At 73.0% G+C, this 18900-nt stretch carries 11 protein-coding genes; 3 read left to right on the top strand and 8 right to left on the bottom strand.

Annotated elements, in window-relative coordinates; translation table 11 throughout:
- Nucleotides 1-97: 97 nt before the first annotated feature.
- The 5 genes from CRV15_RS00900 to CRV15_RS00880 all read right to left on the bottom strand — a co-directional run bounded on the left by CRV15_RS00900 (nucleotide 98) and on the right by CRV15_RS00880 (nucleotide 6302).
- Nucleotides 98-1333: a glycosyltransferase gene (locus CRV15_RS00900; RefSeq protein ID WP_003962716.1), complete on the bottom strand. Its 1236-nt coding sequence runs from the start codon at nucleotides 1331-1333 to the stop codon at nucleotides 98-100.
- On the bottom strand, nucleotides 1330-3216 hold the full coding sequence (locus CRV15_RS00895) for an ArnT family glycosyltransferase (RefSeq protein ID WP_003962717.1): 1887 nt from the start codon (nucleotides 3214-3216) through the stop codon (nucleotides 1330-1332). Before CRV15_RS00895 ends, CRV15_RS00900 begins: the two co-directional genes overlap by 4 nt.
- Nucleotides 3213-4442: a glycosyltransferase gene (locus tag CRV15_RS00890; RefSeq protein WP_230864196.1), complete on the bottom strand. Its 1230-nt coding sequence runs from the start codon at nucleotides 4440-4442 to the stop codon at nucleotides 3213-3215. The genes CRV15_RS00895 and CRV15_RS00890 overlap by 4 nt, the downstream gene beginning before the upstream one ends.
- A 428-nt stretch (nucleotides 4443-4870) precedes the next feature.
- Nucleotides 4871-5179 (bottom strand): hypothetical protein, encoded by a 309-nt coding sequence (locus CRV15_RS00885; RefSeq protein ID WP_003959026.1) that lies wholly within the window; start codon nucleotides 5177-5179, stop codon nucleotides 4871-4873.
- Between the two features lie 136 nt (nucleotides 5180-5315).
- The gene (locus CRV15_RS00880; RefSeq protein ID WP_003959025.1) at nucleotides 5316-6302 is read right to left on the bottom strand and encodes a hypothetical protein; all 987 of its coding nucleotides are present in this window, start codon (nucleotides 6300-6302) and stop codon (nucleotides 5316-5318) included.
- A gap of 174 nt (nucleotides 6303-6476) precedes the next feature.
- Here CRV15_RS00880 and CRV15_RS00875 point away from each other — a divergent pair, with 174 nt between their 5' ends.
- A complete protein-coding gene (locus CRV15_RS00875; protein WP_003962719.1) occupies nucleotides 6477-13295 on the top strand; it encodes a putative T7SS-secreted protein in 6819 nt (2272 codons plus the stop codon).
- Nucleotides 13296-13354: 59 nt separating this feature from the next.
- Here the strand turns inward: CRV15_RS00875 and CRV15_RS00870 are convergent, their stop codons facing one another.
- The 3 genes from CRV15_RS00870 to CRV15_RS00860 form a co-directional block, all read right to left on the bottom strand.
- On the bottom strand, nucleotides 13355-14341 hold the full coding sequence (locus CRV15_RS00870; RefSeq protein ID WP_003962720.1) for an RICIN domain-containing protein: 987 nt from the start codon (nucleotides 14339-14341) through the stop codon (nucleotides 13355-13357).
- A gap of 138 nt (nucleotides 14342-14479) precedes the next feature.
- Entirely contained in the window at nucleotides 14480-15922 is a 1443-nt protein-coding gene (locus tag CRV15_RS00865; RefSeq protein WP_003962721.1) for a cytochrome P450, read from the bottom strand.
- Between the two features lie 146 nt (nucleotides 15923-16068).
- On the bottom strand, nucleotides 16069-17028 hold the full coding sequence (locus tag CRV15_RS00860; protein WP_003962722.1) for a right-handed parallel beta-helix repeat-containing protein: 960 nt from the start codon (nucleotides 17026-17028) through the stop codon (nucleotides 16069-16071).
- A gap of 288 nt (nucleotides 17029-17316) precedes the next feature.
- Between CRV15_RS00860 and CRV15_RS00855 the strand changes: the two genes are divergently transcribed.
- On the top strand, nucleotides 17317-17523 hold the full coding sequence (locus CRV15_RS00855; RefSeq protein ID WP_003962723.1) for a ferredoxin: 207 nt from the start codon (nucleotides 17317-17319) through the stop codon (nucleotides 17521-17523).
- Complete coding sequence (locus CRV15_RS00850; protein ID WP_003962724.1) at nucleotides 17510-18880, top strand: NAD(P)/FAD-dependent oxidoreductase; 1371 nt, start codon at nucleotides 17510-17512, stop codon at nucleotides 18878-18880. Before CRV15_RS00855 ends, CRV15_RS00850 begins: the two co-directional genes overlap by 14 nt.
- Nucleotides 18881-18900: the final 20 nt, after the last annotated feature.

The following is an 18900-nucleotide window of genomic DNA, read 5'->3' as shown; positions in this document are numbered from 1 at the left end:
CCGGCGTATGGCTGAGGGCAAGGCGTTCTCCTTTCGTTCGTGTGTTCGAGTCGCAGGGTGGGGCAGGGGCGCCGGAGGGCCGGGGGCGCTGTGGCGGTCAGGCCCGGGTACGGCCCCGGGCGGCACCGCGCCCCGGCCGCGGCAGATAGACCAGCGCCTCCGTCGCCGTGAACCGCAGGACGAAGGTGAGCAGCAGCGCCAGCGCCGTCGCGGGCAGCACCGTCATCCCCGCCGTCCCCACCAGCAGCGCGATCAGCGGTATCCGCAGGATCAGATCGGCGTTGGCGAGCAGGGCGAACCGCCCCACCCGGTCCGCCCAGTGGCGGTGCGCCCGGCGGCCGCGGAAGAGCAGCACCTCGATCAGGAGGAAGTTCCACGCCACACCGAACTGGTTGGCGACGATCTCGGCGGGCAGATAGTGCATGCCCGCCGAGGTCAGCGCGTACAGCGCGAGCAGATTCGGCAGAAAGCCGGTGAGGCCGATCAGCCCGAAGCCCACCATCCGGGCCAGGGGCGAGGCGGTCCGCAGCTCGGTGAGGTGCCGCAGGAAGCGCCGCCCCTCCCGCGCCGTCGACTTGGAGTGACCCGCGTACCGCTCCTGGAAGGCGAACGGCACCTCGGTGACCGCCCGGGGGCGGCAGCGCACCGCCAGCTCCAGCAGGATCTTGTAGCCGAGCGGCTGGAGCGCGCCGTTCGACACCGCGCCCGCGACGGCGCTGCGGCGGATCGCGAAGAAGCCGCTCATCGGGTCGCTGACGCCGTGCAGCCGCCGCGGGAAGAGCGCCTTGGCCAGCCAGGTCGCCGCCCGCGAGACCGCGACGCGGTAGCCGCCCGCGAGCCCCGCCCGGCTGCCGCCGCGCACATAGCGGCTGGCGACCACGAGATCGGCGCCGGTCCGCTCGCCCTCGGCGACCAGCTCGGGCACGAGCGCGGGCGGGTGCTGGAGGTCGGCGTCCATGACGACGATCCAGTCCGAGCCCGCGCCGCGCAGCCCCTCGACCACCGCTCCGCCGAGCCCTCCGACGGGCTCCTCCCGGTGCAGCACCGTCACCGGGAAGGGGCAGTCCTGGGCGGCGTCGCGGATCACGTCCGGGGTGGTGTCCGTCGAGTCGTCGACGAACACCACCTCGCAGGGCAGCCGGGCGGGCACGGACTCGGTGAGGCGGCGCAGCAACTCCCCGACGTTCTCGGACTCGTTGAAGGTCGGGACGACGAGGGTGACCGCCCCCGGCTCGACGAGCTGGGCGGCACCGAGCGGGTCGGCGTCCGGCTGGTCACCGCCGCCGAGCTCCGGGTCGCCGAGCGCGCCGGAGTCGGTACGGGGCGTGGTCATCGCTCTCCTCCATCGGGGGAATCCTGGACCTGGCGGATCTCGATCCGGTCCGGTCCCTCGCCGAAGACGGCGACGGGACGGGAGTTCTGGAGCGCCGCCCTGACATTGGGCAGATCGACGGCGTCCCTGCGGACCGTCGGCGAGGACACCACATAGTCGACGTCCCGCCAGCCCCGGGGCATGGTCTCGGTGACCGCCGGGTCGAGGTCGGCCTTGTAGAACCAGATCGCGCCGGTGCCGGGTGCGAAGCCGTCGTGCACCAGGTCCAGCCAGAGCGCGTCGTCCACGAGCACCCGGGTCGACGCCGGGTCGGGCACCTCCCGCTCCATCCAGGCGGCGGCCGCCCGATAGGACGCGTTGGCATCGAGGGTGAGGGCGTCCCGGTTGCCGTCGACCCAGCGCGGGACGATGAGCCCCACCCCGGCGACGGCGAGCAGGGCGACCAGGCAGCGGCGCGGGGTGAGCCGCTCCCGCCACCCGGCGGGGGCCCGGCGCACCGGCTCCGGCGCGGCCGGGGCCCGCTGCCCGGCGCCCGCCTCCGCGGCGGGGTCCCGGTCCGCCGGGAGCCGCCGGTGCAGCAGGGCGTGCACCACGCTCGCCGCGGCACCCGCGAGGACCAGCGCCAGGAAGGGCAGCCCCTGGATGACGTACATCGCGGGGAGATAGCCCGAGGGACGCATCGCCACCAGGGTCAGGATCGCCACCGCGCACGCGGGCCCGGCGAGGGCGCGCGCCGTGACCGACCAGCGCTGGACACAGAGCAGCAGCACCCCGCCGGCGACCCCGCCGATCGGCAGCACCCGGTCGTAGTAGAGCCAGGACTGGAGGACGTCGTACGAGCCCGAGCCCGGGTCGAGGATGAAGCCGGAACCCTCACGGCCCATCTGGTACATGATGCCGTCGATGAGCGACACATGGCCGGGGCCGGGGAACAGCTCATGGTTGAGCAGCGCGTACAGCGGATACGACAGACCGATCAGCACGCACGCGGTGATCGCGCCGGTCACCGCGAACTTCCGGGTGTCACGGTGGCTGTGCGTCCACATGGTCACCAGCAGCGCGGGCAGCACCACGAGCATGGTCTCCTTGGTGAGCACCGCCACCGCGCTCACCAGCCCCGCGGCGAAGTGGTGCCACAGATGGCGGTTGGGCGACGCCGCCAGGCAGAACGCCAGCAGTATCCACATCACCGCCAGGTTGTCGAGGAAGATCTCGCGCTGGAGGACGACGGAGAGCGGGGAGAGCCCGAAGAGCAGCATGGCGAGCGCCGCGGACCAGCGGGGCAGGAAGAGCCGCCGGGCCAGGACATAGAGCAGCACCGCGCAGGCCGCGCCGACCAGCAGCATGACGGAGCGCATCGGGGCCACGGTCATCGACTCGGGGGCGATGACCGAGGGCAGATAGGTGAGTCCGGCGATCTGGATCCAGCCCAGCGGCGGATGGTCGTACCAGTAGGTGTAGTGGGCGAGCCCCCGGCCCTCCTGGACCGCCCACGCCTGGGCGAGATAGGTGCCCTCGTCGTCGCTGAGGGCGGGGAAGCGGGTGATGTTCCAGCCCTGGACGAGCAGGATCACCGCGAGCAGGACCAGGCAGAGCAGCAGATCGGGGCGGGAGGCGCGGAAGCGGACGACGGGGCGGGGCAGCAGCCGTACCCGGACCCCGTCGGGTATCTCCTCCGGTTCCCCGGACTCCGCTGATCCCCGGGATTCCCGGGCGCCGCCCGCGGGGGCCGGTGCGGGGGCGCGGCGCTCCGGTATCACCGGCGGGAGCTCCGGGGACCCGTCCCCGGCGGCCCGCTCCGCCGCGGTCCGCTCCGTCGTGGTGGCCTGGCCCGTGGACCGCTCGGGTGTCGTGTCCTCCGGCGTGGGCAGGGTGGTCGTCACCGGTGGGCCGCCTCTCGGGTCTCGGTGAGGTGCGCGCCGACATGGCTGGTGAGTTCCCACTCATTGCGCCCGCGCTGCTCCCGCCAGACCGCGCGCACGGCGGCCCCGGCGAGGAGCACCTGGTAGAAGGGCCCGCCCACGATGAGCTTGAGATAGTGCGTGAACCGGACCCGCAGCCCGTACTGCTGTCCGAAGTCATGGAGTCCGACGACCTCGAAGACAAAGGTGACCATGGCCGTGATCAGCGGCAGGAAGGTCATGATGGCGACGCCCACCGGGACGTCCGCGAAGAGCGCGATGGCGATGTTGACGGGGATGACCACCCCGGAATACGCCTGGAGGAAGGGGGTCATCAGGGTGTAGCGGGCGAGCAGCCGCTGCCGTCTGCTGGGCAGCCGGCGCCAGTCCTTCTTCCGGTAGACCTGGAGAAACCCCTGGTTCCAGCGGGTGCGCTGCTTCAGCAGGCTCATGAGGCTGTCCGGGGTCTCTTCCTTGGTGACCATGTCGCTGTCGTAGGCGACGACGACCTTCTTGCCGGTGGACGAGAGCCGCACCCCGAGGTCGCAGTCCTCGGCGAGGCAGTTCGCGTCCCAGCCGCCCGCCTCCCGGATGACGTCGGTGCGGACGAAGACGGTGTTGCCGCCGAGCGGGATGAACCCTTTCTCCGCGTGGAGGTGGAGCCTGCTGCGGAACCAGAAGAAGTACTCCAGGCAGTTGCGCAGGCTGTACCAGCTGGAGTGGAAGTTGATCAGCTGGACCCCGCCCTGGACGACATCGGCGCCGGTGCTGGTGAAGGCGTGGTCGACATGGCTGAGCAGCTCCGGGTGGACCTGGTCCTCCGCGTCGAAGACCCCGACGACATCGCCGCGGCAGTGCGGCAGCGCGGTGTTGAGGGCCTTGGGCTTGTTCTTCTTCTCATGGGTGTCGGTGATCACCCGTACCCGCAGCGGGTCCCTGAGCGCGGCGCGCTCGGCGACCTCGGCGGTCTCCGGGTCGTCGTGCCCGATGATCACGATGATCTCGTAGCGGGTGTGCGTGGACTCCAGCAGCCGCTCGATGGTGTGCTCCAGCACCGCCTGTTCATGCCGGGCGGGCAGCAGCAGCGAGAAGGAGAGCCCGACCTCGCTGTCGGGCCGGTCGAAGCTGGTCGAGGCCAGCGTCTCGGGCGTACGCCAGGCATGCATCTGCCACCAGAGCGTGAACGCCGCCATCCAGAACAATGCCATGGACATGGCAACTATAAACACCGACAGCACAGTTGAGCCCCCCTCGGACCCCCGTCGCACACACCGAGCTCGGGGTCCCGGGGACCGGTCATGCCTGTGTGCGTGCAGCCGTGTGGTCTCTTCCGGCACCCACTCCCCTGTGGGCGCTCGCGGCTGCGTCTTGCGAAGGGGACCCTATCGGCAAAATGTGAAAGTCCGGTGCTCATTCGTCAAACACTGGCGCGTTGCTGACTCTTGGCGCGTTTTTGACCATGGAAAACACCGCCACCGCGCCGGGTGCTCACAGAGCGGATGACCGGTCATGTCCCGCAGGGGGCGCGGGAGGTCCGGGGAATCCGGGAAGCCGGGCTTTCGGGGAATCGGGGGGGAGGGGAACGGCCGCCGGGGCCGGGGCGGTCGGCTGCCCGCCCCGGCCGGTTCCCCATGGTTCAGGAGGGGTTGTTGGTGCTGGCCGCGATCTCCGCGTCCATCTTCTCCACCGACTCCTTGATCTTGGTGAACTGGGTGGCGAAGCTGTTGATGCTCTCCACCGCCTGCTGGAGGGAGAGGGTCAGCTTCTCGTAGGCCGCCTTCATCGCGGGGCTGCTCTGCTGCATGAACAGACCGTTGTCGAGCAGTCCCTCGACGGTGGTCTTCGTGGTGAGCAGATGCGGGTTGATGTCGTTGACCGCCTGGTTCATCACTCCGGCGACCCGCACGATCTCCGCGTAGTCGATACTGATGTTGCCCGAGGGCATAAGGGCTCCCTGTGCGTCGGTGTCGTTGCGGACCTGTCGTTCCCTCTGCCGGTCCCACCGGCCCCGCCGGTGTCGCCGTTCCTCCCGGCCCCGCAGGTCCTGCCGGGGCCTCTGTGCTCGCTGCCGGTGCCTCCTGTCAGTCCTCCTCGCGCTCCCACCCCGAGTCGTCGTCGGCGCTGTCGCTCGTCCACTCCTCGGTGCGGCCGTTGGTCTCCACGGTCTTGGTGCCACTGCCGTCCGGGTTCACCTCGATGGTGGTCACCACCTCGTTCCCGCTGCGGTCCACCGTGGTGTGGACGGTCCCCGTGACCGTGCGCTCCTCGCCGTCCTCGCCCGGACCGTTCGTCGTGTACGAGGTCCGTGTGTCCCGGTTGCCCGTGGCGGTGTTGTAGACGGAGGTGCTGCTGCCGGTGGTGGTGCTCTCCTTGCCGTCGGGCGTGACCGTCTTGCTGGTGAAGTCGTCCTTCGTGGTCCGCTCGTTCCCCGACTCGGTGGTGTCGGACTGCCCCGTCGTCGTGGTGGTGTTGCCGTAGACGTCCTTGGCGGTGGAGTCATAGGTGCCGTCGGGGCGGTAGTTGGTGGTGTCGGTGCTGCTCAGCCCGGAGCTGGTGGTGATCGTCGTGGTGATCTTGGTGGGCTTGCCGTCGGCGCCGTACTCGTAGGTCGTCGTCGTGGTGTTGCCCCTGCCGTCGTTCGTGGTCCAACTGCTCGGCCGCTCCGGCGGGGGCTTGGGCGCCCGGGGGTCGTTGGGATCGGCGTGCCCGGCCGCCACCAGCCGCTGCCACTCGTCCCAGATCTCCTTCTGGGTGGCGTACAGATCGGCGTCGAGCGACGCCGCCTGCTTGCTCGCGCCGCCCGCCAGCCGGAAGTCCCAGTCGGCCCAGCCCTTGGCCACCCCCTCATAGAGGTTGCCCAGCTTCTCCAGCTTCTCCTCGGACCGCTTGAACGAATCCTTCCAGACGGCGTAGTACGTACGGATCGCGGTCGCCGCCACCCTCCCGACCTCCTCGGACGAGGTGTGCTCCGGCCGGCCCTCCCGGGCCTGCTGCACCTGGGTCCGCAGCTCCCGGGCCTTCTGCGCGACCGTGTTGAGCAGTTCGTAGTCGACGACGATGTCGGGCACGGGTGCTCCCTCGTCCGGACGGGGCGGAGAGGCCGCTCCTCCCCGCCCCGCCATCATGCCCCACCCCGGGGCCGAAAGGCGGCCCTGTGGACAAGCTCCCCGACGCCGGCCCCCTGCGCGGGCGTACGATGAACGCCCGCGAAGGGAGGCGAACTCCCGCGAGGGGAGGCACCGTTGCCCGCACGACCGTCCGACTGGAGCGCTCTCGGGCTGGGTGGCGACCCCGTCCCCGGCGACACCGACGCCCTGGCCAAGGTCGCCGACGCGATGCGCGAACTGGCGCTCTCCGCCGGGACGGTCACCAACGGACTGCGGGAACTCCAGAACACGGCGGGCGACGGACAGCGCTTCGTCGGCAAGACCGCCGACAGCCTCCGGGAGCAGGTGGACGAGCACCTCTACCGCTTCGTCGGCCGGGTCGAGGAGTCCTTCCGGATGGCGGAGAACGCCGTCCGCGCCTACTCCGCCGCGATGGCCACCGCCCAGGGCGAGGCCGACCAGGCGCTCTCCGCCGCCCAGGGGCTGTCCGACGACGACCCCGAGCGGCAGAACCTGACCCAGCTCGCCGAGGACGCCCGCTCGGACCTCGACGCCGCCGCCAGTACGCTCAGCGACAGCCTGTGGGCGGCGGGCGAACTGATGGTCCAGCCGGTCAGCGACTGCGACCTGTTCTGGGAAGCCTTCCAGTGGCTGACCCTCATCATCTCCGTGATCGCCGTCTTCACCGGCGGCATCCTGGGCATCCTCGCCTGGGGCATGAACGCGGCCCTGCTGATCAAGACCGTCGTCGACTTCAGCCAGGGCAAGGCCACCGGACTCGATCTGGGCCTGGCCTTCCTCGGCATCCTCTTCCCCTCCACCAAGGGCATCAACGTCGGCGCGCTCCTCAAGGGCATCGGCAACAGCCTGCGCGGCGGCCTCGGCGGCCTCACCGGCCTCGGACGCAACCTCTGGGGCCAGGCGGGACGCTTCGCCTCGATCACCGGACTGCCCCGTATCGTGATCCTGCCCCTGCTCGTCGGGGCCAAGATCGCGCCCGCCCTGCGGATCGACCTCGGCGCGGTGCTGCGCGGCATCGGCGGCGGTGTGCGCGGCGGCTGGACCGGGCTGATCACCGCCGTGACCGACGACTGGGCCCGGGTCACCGCCAACGCCACCGGCAGCTGGGGCAAGGTGGGCGCGTACACCACGGTCAACCTCCAGCGGCTGGGCCGCTTCACCCTCGCCGCCCTGGTCCCCCTGAACTTCGCCGAGATGGGCGCCCTCGGCATCGGCGGCGCCGCCCGGCTGGCCTTCGCCGAGCGGGTGCTCGGCATCCCCCAGCCCCAGTTGCACCGCCTCCTCGTCAACGCCGGACAGTTCGACGCCCTGGTGCGCACCTCGCCGTCGTTCACCCACACCGGTTCCGGCTCCCTGGTGCCGTCCTCCTTCCGGCCCGGCGGACTGCTGCTGCCCGGCGGGCTCGGCACGGTCGATCTGACCGGGCTCAGCCTGGCCCGGATGCCGGTGCTCGACCTCGGCTCCCTCGGGCCGGGGCTCGCCCGCGGCGGCTTCTCCGGGATCACCGGCCTGCCGCCGCTCCACCTCCCGGCCTCCCTCGGCGCCCCGCCGCTGCCGGGCGGTCTCGGCGCCATCACCGTGCCGACCGGAGCCCCGGCCGGACTGCTCACCCCGCCGACCGGTGCTCCCGGTCTCCTCACGCCACCGCCGACCGGCACCCCCGGCCTCCTCACCCCGCCGACCGGTGCTCCCGGGCTGGTCGCCCCGCCCCTGCCACAGGGGCTGACCCTCTCGCCCGGCGGGCTGGCCGTGCCCGCGCCGGGGATGTCCGCGGGCACGATCGCCCTGCACCAGGCCGACTTCGCCGCGGGACAGGTCCGCCTCGACAGCAACCTCCTGGTGTCCGGGAACACCGCAGTGGACCTGCTGCGCGACGCCCGCGGCCCGTCCCAGGTCGGCGGCACGGTCCAGCCGGGCCCCGCGCTGACGGGCAGCCCGCTGCCGGCCGTCGGCTCCCTGGGCGACGGGGCCACTCTCGGGCGCGCCGCCGTGGGACACGCGGAGGCGCTGGACGACCTGACCTTCCCCGAACTGCGGGCCCTGGCCGCCGGGGACGTGGCCGTGACCTCCGTCCGCGGCGACGGGATCACCCTGCGGATCGGGGACGCGGCCCCCCGTACCGTGGACGCCCAGGCACTGGCCTCGACCGCCCCGGTGCCGCGCCCGGCGGCCGTCGCGCAGACCCCGCCGATGGCGGCCGGGTCGACGCCGCCGCTGCCCGGGACGGTCGCCGGGGTGCAGCCGCCGCCCGCCGTCGTCCTGGCCGGGGCGGGTGACGCGGCGGCGCGGTCCGTGCCCACCCCCACCCCCGTCAACGGCGCGGTGCAGACCCTGCCCGCTCCGTCGGCCGTGGTCTCCGCTCCGCCGTCGTCCGCGATCACCGGCGCGGTGTCCGCGCCGTCGGTCCCCGGCGCCGCGGCGCGGACCGCGGTCCCGCCGCCGTCGGCGGCGATCGACGGCTCCCTGATCAGGACGGTGGGCGACGGCACGGCCGGAGCGCCGCGCCTGAGCGCCGCGCCACCGCCCCCGGTGTCCTCGCACGATCTCGCCCTGGGGCTGCTGCGGGGCGACGGGCCCCGGACCCCGGGGAACCCGGTCGGGCTGAGCGCGCGGGAGACCCCGGTGCCGGGGGTGTCGTCACGGCCCGCGCTGGACGGGGCCGGAGTGGCCCCGGGCCGGACCGACACCAGCGCCCTGGACCTGGTCGCCCGGCCGGGTGACCGCCCGGGCGCCCCCGGCTCGGCCACCGGGGGTGCGCAGCCCGTGCCCGTCACGCCGGAGGCCCGGATCTCCGTTCCGGAGCGCGTGCCCGACACGGCGTCGAGCGGCGGCCGGGGGACGGGGCGGGCCGACCCGCCCGGCGCCGGCGGCGGTACCGGTCCGGGCCACGTGGAGCCCGTCCGCACCGCACCGGAGACGCGGCCCGTCCCCGGCCCGGAGCAGCGTCCGTCCGTCCCGGAGACCCGGGTCCCCGACACCCGGAGCCCCGAGATCCGCGCACCCGAGGGCCGTGCGTCCGTTCCGGACAGTGCTCCCGACCTGCCGTCGCCGTCCGCGCTCGACAAGGGGAAGGGACGTGCCGTCGACGTCCCGGAGGCCGTGGACGAGGTGGTGGACGGGGCCCGGGGCCTGCCGGAGGGGCGGATATCCGTTCCCGAGCAGGCTCCCGATCTGCCGTCGCTGTCGGCGGTGGAGAAGGTGAAGGGTCCGGACGCCCCGTCGGGCAGCCGCTGGGGCGGGCAGGCCGCCGCGCTGGTCATGAACCAGCGCATCCGCGCCGCGCACCAGGTCGTCATCGGCGACGCCACCGGCCTCCGGGCCACCGAACGGCTCAACGCCTGGGCCGCGTACGAGAGTTCCCTCACCGCCCTCGCCAAGGCCGAGGACCAGCTCGACCTGGTCACCCCGCCCCCCGGCACCGGGGCCTCCACCGGCCCCACCCGGGCCTATCAGCAGTCCCTGGAGAGTCTGCTGACCGCCCGGGCCGAGGCGGACCGGACCTTCGGCCACCTCCGGGACCTGGGCATCGACCCGGTGGCGACCCGTCAGGAGATCCGCAGTGTCACCGGCCGGATCTGGACCGAACGGGGCGGCCTCCTCGGCGGCGCCCGCGAACCCCGCTACCAGCCGGGCCTGCCCGACAGCCCCACGACGCCGTCCACCACCACCGGTCAACTGGACGACGCGATGGACGTGGAGCTGGAGTCGCCGCCGCCCAGCGTCCTCGACAACGGGACGGACGGAAGCCCCTCCGTCCGCTCCATCGATCTCGACACCGGCGCCGGGACGCCCGTACCGCAGTCAACGGTCGGGCACCTGGACGCCATGGAGGTCGACCCGCCGCCCGTCCTCACCGGCGGAGCCCATCAGTGGACCCCGGCGGGCGTCCCGACCGCGCCGTACACGATGGTCAACGACGCCTTCCAGGCCGTTCCCGGGGGCGGGGTCGGCTCCTTCACCGATGGCGGCTATCTGACCTGGGTCCGGGAGAGCGCGGGGGACTCCCGCCCGATCTCCTATGTCGTCAACACGATCGTGAACCACAGAGAGTTGCGGAGCGGGCTCCAGAGCTTCCTGGACTCCGTCACCGGCGGGCTGGACGGCTTCGACGGCCGGGTCGCCGTCGTCATCGGCGTCAACGGCACCCCGGGTGAGCTGGCGCAGATCCGGCAGGCGATCCAGGGCGCCCTCGGCGACGCGTCCTTCCCGCATCCGCTGGCGCTGGTCGCCACCCCGATCCCGCCCCGTAAAGCGGGGTTCCCCTACGGCACCGCCCGGAACGCCACCCTGACCAGCCCCGCGACCGTCCATCTGTCCCGCGCGATGATGGACGGCGGCACCCATCCGTACATCTCCATCATGGACTTCGACCCCAACCCGCGCATCGTCCCCAGCGGGGACCACGTCTTCCGCCACTTCGAGCGGTCCCTGATGCCCGGGGACGGGGTCGCCCCGATCCGGCCGCTGTCGATGGCGGGCGGCTACCGGATGCCCGATCTGACGGTGCCCGGGGCGGCCCAGGAGCTGCTGGACGCCACCAACGCCAGGCTGGCGGCGGCCAGGAACGCGGCACCGCCGCCCGCGGCCACCGGGGACGCCCCGCCCAAGCGGGTCAAGAAGCCCAAGGGCGATGTGCCACCGAGCCAGCTGAACCGGCTCGACCAGATGATCCAGCACGACATGCGCATCCGCGACCGGGTGGCCCAGATCCATCCGCAGACCCCGTACGCGCCCGAGCCCAACCTCTTCGTCGACGCGGCGGCGACCCTGCTGAACACCAACGGGGTGCAGGCCATCCGCTTCGGCGACAACGCGGCCGAGTTCCAGACCCTCAGCGAGCGGCTGAACCTCCTCAACGCCTGGGAGCTGAACCGGAGGCTGCCGATCGGGGCCGTCGCCGGGGTCGGCGGCGACCGGATACCGGGGCTGCTGCGCGGAGCCGACGACCTGTTCGTCCGCGCCGACGGCGTGGCCCCGCACACCGCCGACGTGCTGCGGGGGCTCGCCACCGCGATCCGCGACGGCGACCCCCTGTTCGCCGGGATGGACACCGTCAACCTGCCGCGGCTGCTCGACACCCTGGCGGACAACCTGCCCGGCGGGCCCGGCGCCCGGCTGCCCCTCACCCCCGGGGAGGTCCTGGAGCTGCGCCAGGGCCTGTGGCGCCTCAGCGAGGGGTACGAGACGCGGATCACCCTGCGCCAGATCGACGCCGCGAACGGTGTCCTCCCCGAGCGCGGGGCCGCCTTCCACACCGACTTCCAGGGCGCCGCCGTCCCCACCGATGTCTCACGGCTGCTCAAGGGCTTGTGGGCGGACGGAAAGCTGCCCCAGGACCACGCCAATATGAAACAGCCGATGGACCGGTTCTTCAGCCGGGACGAGTCCCTGGGCAACACCCAGAAGGGGCGGGTCGGGCTGAGCGGGGCCGATCACCGCGACGCCTGGGTCGTCGCCCGTCCGGACCCCTCCGGCGCGGGCTTCGGGCACACCGACCCCTTCCGGCCGGTCCACCACGGCCCGGGGGACCTGCCGTCGACACGGACGGGCGCTGATCTCTCCGCCGGGCTCGATTCCCGGCTGGGCACCCCCGTCAACACGGCGGGCACCACCGGCAACCCGGTGGGCATGGCGGTGTCCGCGCGGGTCGGCGGGGCGGGCTCGTCCCTCTTCGCCGGGGTCGACCCCGCGGCGATGCGGGTGCTCTCCCAGCAGATCGCGCTCAGCACCGACTCCACCCGGTTCCTGCGGAATCTGCGGTACTTCGCCCATGAGCATCTCGCCCATGCGCCTCTCGTGCCGGGGCTGCTGGACCGCTCCCCGGGCTCCTTCTTCGCGGCACTCGACAACGCGGTGCCGCCGGTCAACGGGGTGGACACCTCGGTCCGGATGATGAACGACCTCGTCCGGTCGTTCGACCCCGGCCTGGGCAGCGGTCGTCTGCGTGCGGCGGACACCGAGCTCCGGGGCCTCCAGCAGCACATCGACCAGATGCACACCGCGGGGATGACGGTCGACGACTTCTTCATCCGGCTGACCCACGGCCGTATCCACCCCCCGGGCCAGACGCTCCCGGGACTCCGGATCGCCGAGTCGCCGGTGATCTTCGGGATGGACCCCGGGGCGCTGCGACTGCTCGGCCACTACGCCAACGCCCTGGGCATGGAGATCCGGGTGACCGGCACCGACGGCGTGACCCATGTGGTGGAGCACCTCGGCAAGGGGCGTGGCCCCCGGCAGGCCCTGGAGGTCGCCTGGAACCCCCACGGGAACCCGCCCGGCTGGGAGGCCCGGCAGGTCCCCGCCGACCAGAACGGTGGCGGCGGTTCGTCCCGCGGCCCGGGGACGGACGGCGCGGGCGGCGGGGACCGTCCGCCCAAGCGCCGTCGCGAGCCCGGCCCGGGAGCGCAGCAGCCGCCGTCGGCACCGTCCTTCCCCGGCCCCGACGCGGGGCCGTCCCGCCCCGCTCCCGACAGCGGAACGGGCGGCGGCACCGGCGACGGCGGCCCAGGGCACGGGGACACCGGCAAGCGGAGGGACACCGGCAAGGCCCGTGACATGAGCGACATCGACGCCGGACCGTCCCGGCCCGCCGTCCCGCCCAGGGTGTCCGACCCGGCGCCCGTGGTGCAGATCGACGGAGCCGCGGCGCTGGAGCACTACGAGGAAGCCCGTTTGGAGCTGACCTCGGCGGTCACCGCACTGAGCAGTCTGGAACCGCCGTCCGCCGGCGGCTCCTCGCGGGCGAGCGGCTCCACGGAGTCGGTGCAGTACCGGCAGACCCTGGAGCGGGCCCAGTTGGCGCAGGCCGCGCTGAACCGGGCCGCGGCGGTGCTCGAACAGCTCGGTCTCGATCTGCCGGACCGGATGTCCCGGCTGGGGCTCGACCCCGGTGCCGGGGGGAGTGGCCGCCGGGGCGCGGGACCCCGCTGAGCCGACGGGCCCGCCGACCACGGAGACCGGCGGGACCCGGTGGCTGTCTCAGCGGGTGCTCAGCGGGTGCGCCACTTCTGGTTGGTGGCGCCCCCGCAGCCCCAGATCTGAATCGGGGTGCCCTTCGTGGTGCCGAAGTCCTTCGCGTCCACGCACTTGTTGGCCTGGGGGTTCACCAGGTCGTTCTGTGTGCTGAGGACGAAGGTCTGAGCCGGGTTGCCGCTGCACCGGGCGATCTGGACGAGTGCGCCGTCCGCCGTGGAGCCCCAGGCCACGTCCATGCAGTAGCCGCCGGTGCGGACGGTCCCGTCGGGCCGGAACTCCCAGCGCCGGCCCGATGTGCCCGTGCAGTCGTTCAGCACCACCTTGGCGCCGTCCGTGACCCGGCCGCCCGCGACATCGAGGCACCGCCCGGAGGCCACGCCCGTGATACGGGTGCCGCGGGGCGCCGGGGGCTTGGGCTTGGGCTTCACGGCCGGGGGCCGGGTAGCGGGCCTGGCCGCGGGCTTCGGGCGCGGAGCCGCGCGCGGCGGGGTGCCGCCCCCGCTTCCCCCGCCGCCGTCCCCGGTCCGGGGCGGAGGCGCCGCCGCCGGCGGAGCGCCGCCGTCCGCCCTGCCCCGGTCGGCCCCGGCGCCGGGGCCGCCGCCGTCCGTTCCGGCCGCGCCGTCGCGCGCGGGCGGCTGTGCCGCGGCGGGTTTGCCGGGGGTGCGGGGCCTGGGCTGCCGCGGTGTGTCGTCGGCCGTCCTCGGGGAGGGGGCGGCGGAGGCCGGGGGAGCGGAGGAGGGCGCGCTCGCGGAGGGTTTCGCCACGGCGGCGGTGCGCTCGCTCCGTCCCTCGTCCGTGCTGAGGTCGATCTGTCCTGCCAGGGAGACCGTGAGCGCGCACACGGCCGTCACGGCACCCGCGCTCAACAGGGTGGTCCACACTCTCCGCCCCGGCCGCGTCCCCCGCTGGGGGTGGGCCGGGTGGGCGGAGAAGGTGTCGGAGAACGAGGGCCGCCCGGAGCCGGGAGGCTTCGGCTCATGGGGCGGAGGAGAGGACGGCACGGGTACTCCATCGGGTCGCAGGGCGGGGCCGCCGAGGCCGTGCCGCCGCCCGCTGATGTCAGGTCAATTCTCTTCGATCCGAGAAGAGTTGCGGCGGCACGGTCTGCTTCCGGCCGATGTCCGGGTACGGCTCCGAGTCTAGCCCCGCGCCCCGGGCGGAGTCCCTTCCGCCGGGCGTGCCGCGCTTTCCGTGCCGGTCTCGGCGCGCCCGGTGCGGGGGGTGAGGCGCAGCCGCAGCCCCTGGGGGCGGACCACGACCCCGACCCCGGGCCGGACCCGGCTGCCGGGTTCCGCGGTCCAGCTCCAGCGGGTGGCGAAGGACGTGAGCGCGAGGGTGGCCTCGTTCACCCCGAAGACATCGCCGATGCACTTGCGGGGGCCGGAGGCGAAGGGGATGAAGCCGTGGCGGGGAGGGGCGTTCCCGGGCGCCCAGCGGTCGGGGTCGAAGACGTCCGGGCGGTCGTGGAGCTGCGGGTCGCCATGGACGAGGTAGGGGCTGTAGGCCACGATCGAACCGGCGGGGATGAGATGGGGCCCGAGGCGGGTGTCGTTCATGACCGAGCGGGTGATGAAGAAGATGGGGGAGTGGACGCGGAGGACCTCGGTGAGGATGCGACGGGTCTGTTCGAGCCGTTCGATGTCGTCGTATCCGGCGGGTCTGCCGCCGAGCACCGTGTCGACCTCCGTGCGCAGCCGCTCCTGGAGATCCTGGCGTTCGGCCAGGACGTGCAGGGCCCAGGCGAGCGTGCTGGCCGTGGTCTCGGTGCCCGCGGCGAAGAAGCCGGAGAGCTGGTCCTTGATCTCCGCGTCGGACAGGGGCGGCGCGCCCTCGGTGATCTCGCGGTCCTCCTGGGTGGCCAGCAGCATGGAGAGGAGGTCGCCCCGGTCGCCGGGTTCCGCGCGGTAGGTCCGGATGATGTCCCGGTAGATCGCGTCGAGCCGGGGCCGGGCCCGCCAGTGGCGGACGTGCGCCGGCAGCGGCAGCCAGTCCAGTGAACGGGGCACGAGCGAACGGAGGTAGATCCCGTCGATCGTGGTCACGATGTCCGTGACGAACCGGTCCAGCGTGGCTCCCGACAGGCCCTGCGAGAACATGGCCCTGGCCGTCACCTGGGCGGTGAGCCGCAGCAGCGGGCCCACCGGGTCGAAGGGCCGGTCGGTCGGCCAGGAGTGGGCGCTCTCGGCGATCACCTCGGACATGATGGAGGTGTAGCCGCGCAGCCGGGTGGGGTGGAAGGCGGGCTGCGTGAGCCGGCGCGCCCGCTGGTGCGCGCTGTGCGGGCAGGTGATCAGGTTCTCCCCGATGACCTCCCGGGCGCGGTCGAAGAGATAGCCGCCCTTGTCGAAGGTGCGGGCGTCCAGGAACATCCTGCGGGTCAGTTCCGGATCGCAGATCATCAGGGTCTCGGCGGGGCCGAAACGCATCTTGACCACCGCGCCGTGGCGCGGCAGCGAGGTGACGAACCGGATGGGGTCGCGGGTCATCGCCAGGGCGTGCCCGATGAGGGGGAACGCTCCGGGCGCCTCGGGTATGGGCTCGGCGCTCGTCGCCGCCGGGGTCCGTGCCGTGTGCTTGGTCATCTTCCCCTTCTTCTCTGCTTCCGCTCTGCGGTACGACTGAGGGGAGGCGGCCCCCAGGTGCGGGTCGGGGGCCGCCTCGGCGCGGAGTGAAGGCTAGTGACCGGCGGTGCCGAGCCCAAGGGGTGGGACGGCTGCGGTGGCTGAGGTCAGGGGGTGACCGGAATATTCGTCAGGCCCTTGCCGCCGACCACGGTGTTGCTCGCGTACACCGTGGTGCGGCAACTCGTGCTGTAGTTGGTGACGTTCACGGCGAGTCCCTTGACCCCCTGTGAGCCCCGCAGATCGGAGGAGTTGCCCCGGAAGACCGCGCCGCAGCCCCAGCCGCTGCGCAGGGTGTGGGTCTCGAAGCCGTTGTTGGTGGTGTGGGTCCCGGTGTTGTTCTCGACGAGGACGTTGTTGCCCTTGACGTCGACCCAGGAGTCGTCGTAGTTCGCTCCGGTCAGACCGTTGCCGTCGAAGGTGTTGCCGATGATCCGGGTGCCGGTGGTCCCCTCCTTGACGTCGATGTTCTCGCCGCCGATGTCGGGTCCGATGACATTGTTGAGGATCAGGGCGTTGTCGCTGCGGTCCGAGAGGGTGTTGGCGGTGCCGACGTAGACGCCCTCGCCCATGCCACGGCCGTCGTTGCCGGTGTCGTAGATCCGGGAGTTCTTGATGACCGCGTCCCGGCTCGTCTTGCGGAAGTGGACGGCCTCCATGTCGAGGTTGTGGACGGTGATGCCGTCGATGAGGACGCCGTCCGCCCCGTCCGTGACGATGCCCTTCTGGCCGCCGGTGACGGTGACCCCCTTGACGGTCCAGTACGAGGCCCCGTTGAGGTGCAGACCGTAGCCGCCGCCCGCCGTCAGGACGGCGTTGCGTGATCCGGTGAGGGTGATGCGGGCGGACGCGGTGCCATCGACCGTCGTCTTGAAATTGCCGGTGTAGACGCCGTCCGCGAGCTGAATGGTGTCGCCGGGGCCGGCGGCGGTGAGCGCGGCCTTGAGTTGGCTCGCGGTGTTCACCTGGATGACCCCGGCGGCTTGGGCCTCGCCGCCGAGGAAGGACAGAGCACTGGTGGTCAGAGCGGCGCAGAGCAGGGCGGGGGAGAACTTTCCGGTGTGCATGGCGGTCACCTTTCCCTGAAGGATGTTCAGATATGTGAATGTGGGGTGTCATACTGAACATCGGGAGATTCGCGAAGGTAAGACCGGCCGCGTGGAGAGTCAATACCCGTGAGCGAATGACCGGAATGCGTACGCCATGGCACTGCGTGCCACCCCCGGCGCCCCTCGGATGAATCCCCTCATACCCGGTCACTCCATTGCCCCGCCCCCGGCTGCGCCGCCCGCCCCTGGGGCGTAGGACGGAGACGGTGGACCGAGCGAGGACAGTACCGGGCGAAAGGGGCGGGTATGTACATCGTGGTCGACCTCAACCGCTGCCAGGGGTACGCGCAGTGCGTCTTCCTGGCCCCGAAGGTGTTCGAACTCCATGGCGAGGAGGCCCTGATGTACCTGACCCGTGTCCCCGAGGACCAGCAGGACCCGGTGCGCCGGGCCGTCGCGGCCTGCCCGGTGCAGGCCATCACGGTCGGCGGTGCCGCGGGTGCCGGGAACTGACCGGCCCGGCCGGATCGTCGTCGTCGGGGCCTCCCTCGCCGGGCTCCGCGCCGCCGAGGCCCTGCGCGACAACGGCTTCACCGGCGAGCTGACCCTCGTCGGCGAGGAGGACCGGCCCCCCTACGACCGGCCCCCGCTCTCCAAGGCGGTCCTGCTCGGCCGGGTCCGCGCCGCCGACGTCACCCTCCCCGCCCGCCGGGCCGTCGACGCCCGGTGGCGGCTCGGCGTCCGCGCCGAAGGCGTCGACCTCACCCACCGGACGGTCCTCCTCGCCGGTGGCGAACGCCTCCCCTACGACCGGCTGCTCATCGCCACCGGCACCCGCGCCCGCCCCTGGCCCCACCCCGGCGAAGCCGCCCTGCACGGCGTCCTGGCGCTGCGCACCGCGGCCGACGCGGCCCTGCTGAGCGGCCTCCTGGACGCCGGACCGCGCCGGGTGCTGGTGATCGGCGCCGGATTCACCGGCTCCGAGATCGCCTCGGCCTGCCGGGGGCGGGGGCTCGACGTCACCGTCGTCGAACGCGGGCCCGCCCCCCTGGTCGGTGCCCTCGGCGGCACCCTCGGCGCCTTCGCCGCCGCGCTCCAGCGCGCCCACGGCGTCGATCTGCGCTGCGGAGTGACCGTCACCTCCCTCCAGGGCCGGGACGGCCGGCTCGTCGGCGCCGAACTCTCCGACGGCGGCCGGATCGAGGCCGATGTCGCCGTGGTCTGCCTCGGCGCCGTCCGCAACACCGAGTGGCTCGACGGCTCGGGACTGGCCGCGGGCCCCCGCGGCCTCGCCTGCGACGCGGGCTGCCGGGCCTTCGACATGTACGGCATCGTCACCGACGACGTCTTCGTCGCCGGGGACGTGGCCCGCTTCCCCCACCCTCTCTTCGAGTACCAGCTCCTCTCCCTCGAACACTGGGGCAACGCCGTCGCCCAGGCCGAGGTCGCGGCCCACAACATGATCAGCGAGGGCCCCCGCCGCCGCCCCCACCTCGCCGTGCCCGCCTTCTGGTCCAGCCAGTTCGGCCTCAACATCAAATCCGTGGGCGTGCCCACCTTCTCCGACCGGGTGGTCATCGCCCAGGGCTCCCCGGCCGAGCGCCGCCTCGTCGCCGTCTACGGCTACCGGGGCCGGGTCACCGCCGCCGTCAGCGTCAACCGGGCCAAGTCCCTGGAGTACTACGAGCGCCTGATCGAGTCCGCCGCGCCCTTCCCGCCCGACCCCGCCACCACCGACCGCACCGTCGCGCCCACCCCCGTCCCCTCCGACGTCCCGGACCCCCGACAGCTCTCCCACGGCCCGACCGTCGCCCTCACCGGCCATCTCCCGGACCGGCGCGGCCTCGCCCTCGTCCGCCGGGAGAGCTGACCCCCGCAGCCCAGGAGCCC

The sequence above is a fragment of the Streptomyces clavuligerus genome (assembly GCF_005519465.1).
Taxonomy (GTDB): domain Bacteria; phylum Actinomycetota; class Actinomycetes; order Streptomycetales; family Streptomycetaceae; genus Streptomyces; species Streptomyces clavuligerus.
The sequence above is the reverse complement of the archived record's forward strand: the minus strand, read 5'-3'. Positions and strand labels throughout refer to the sequence as shown.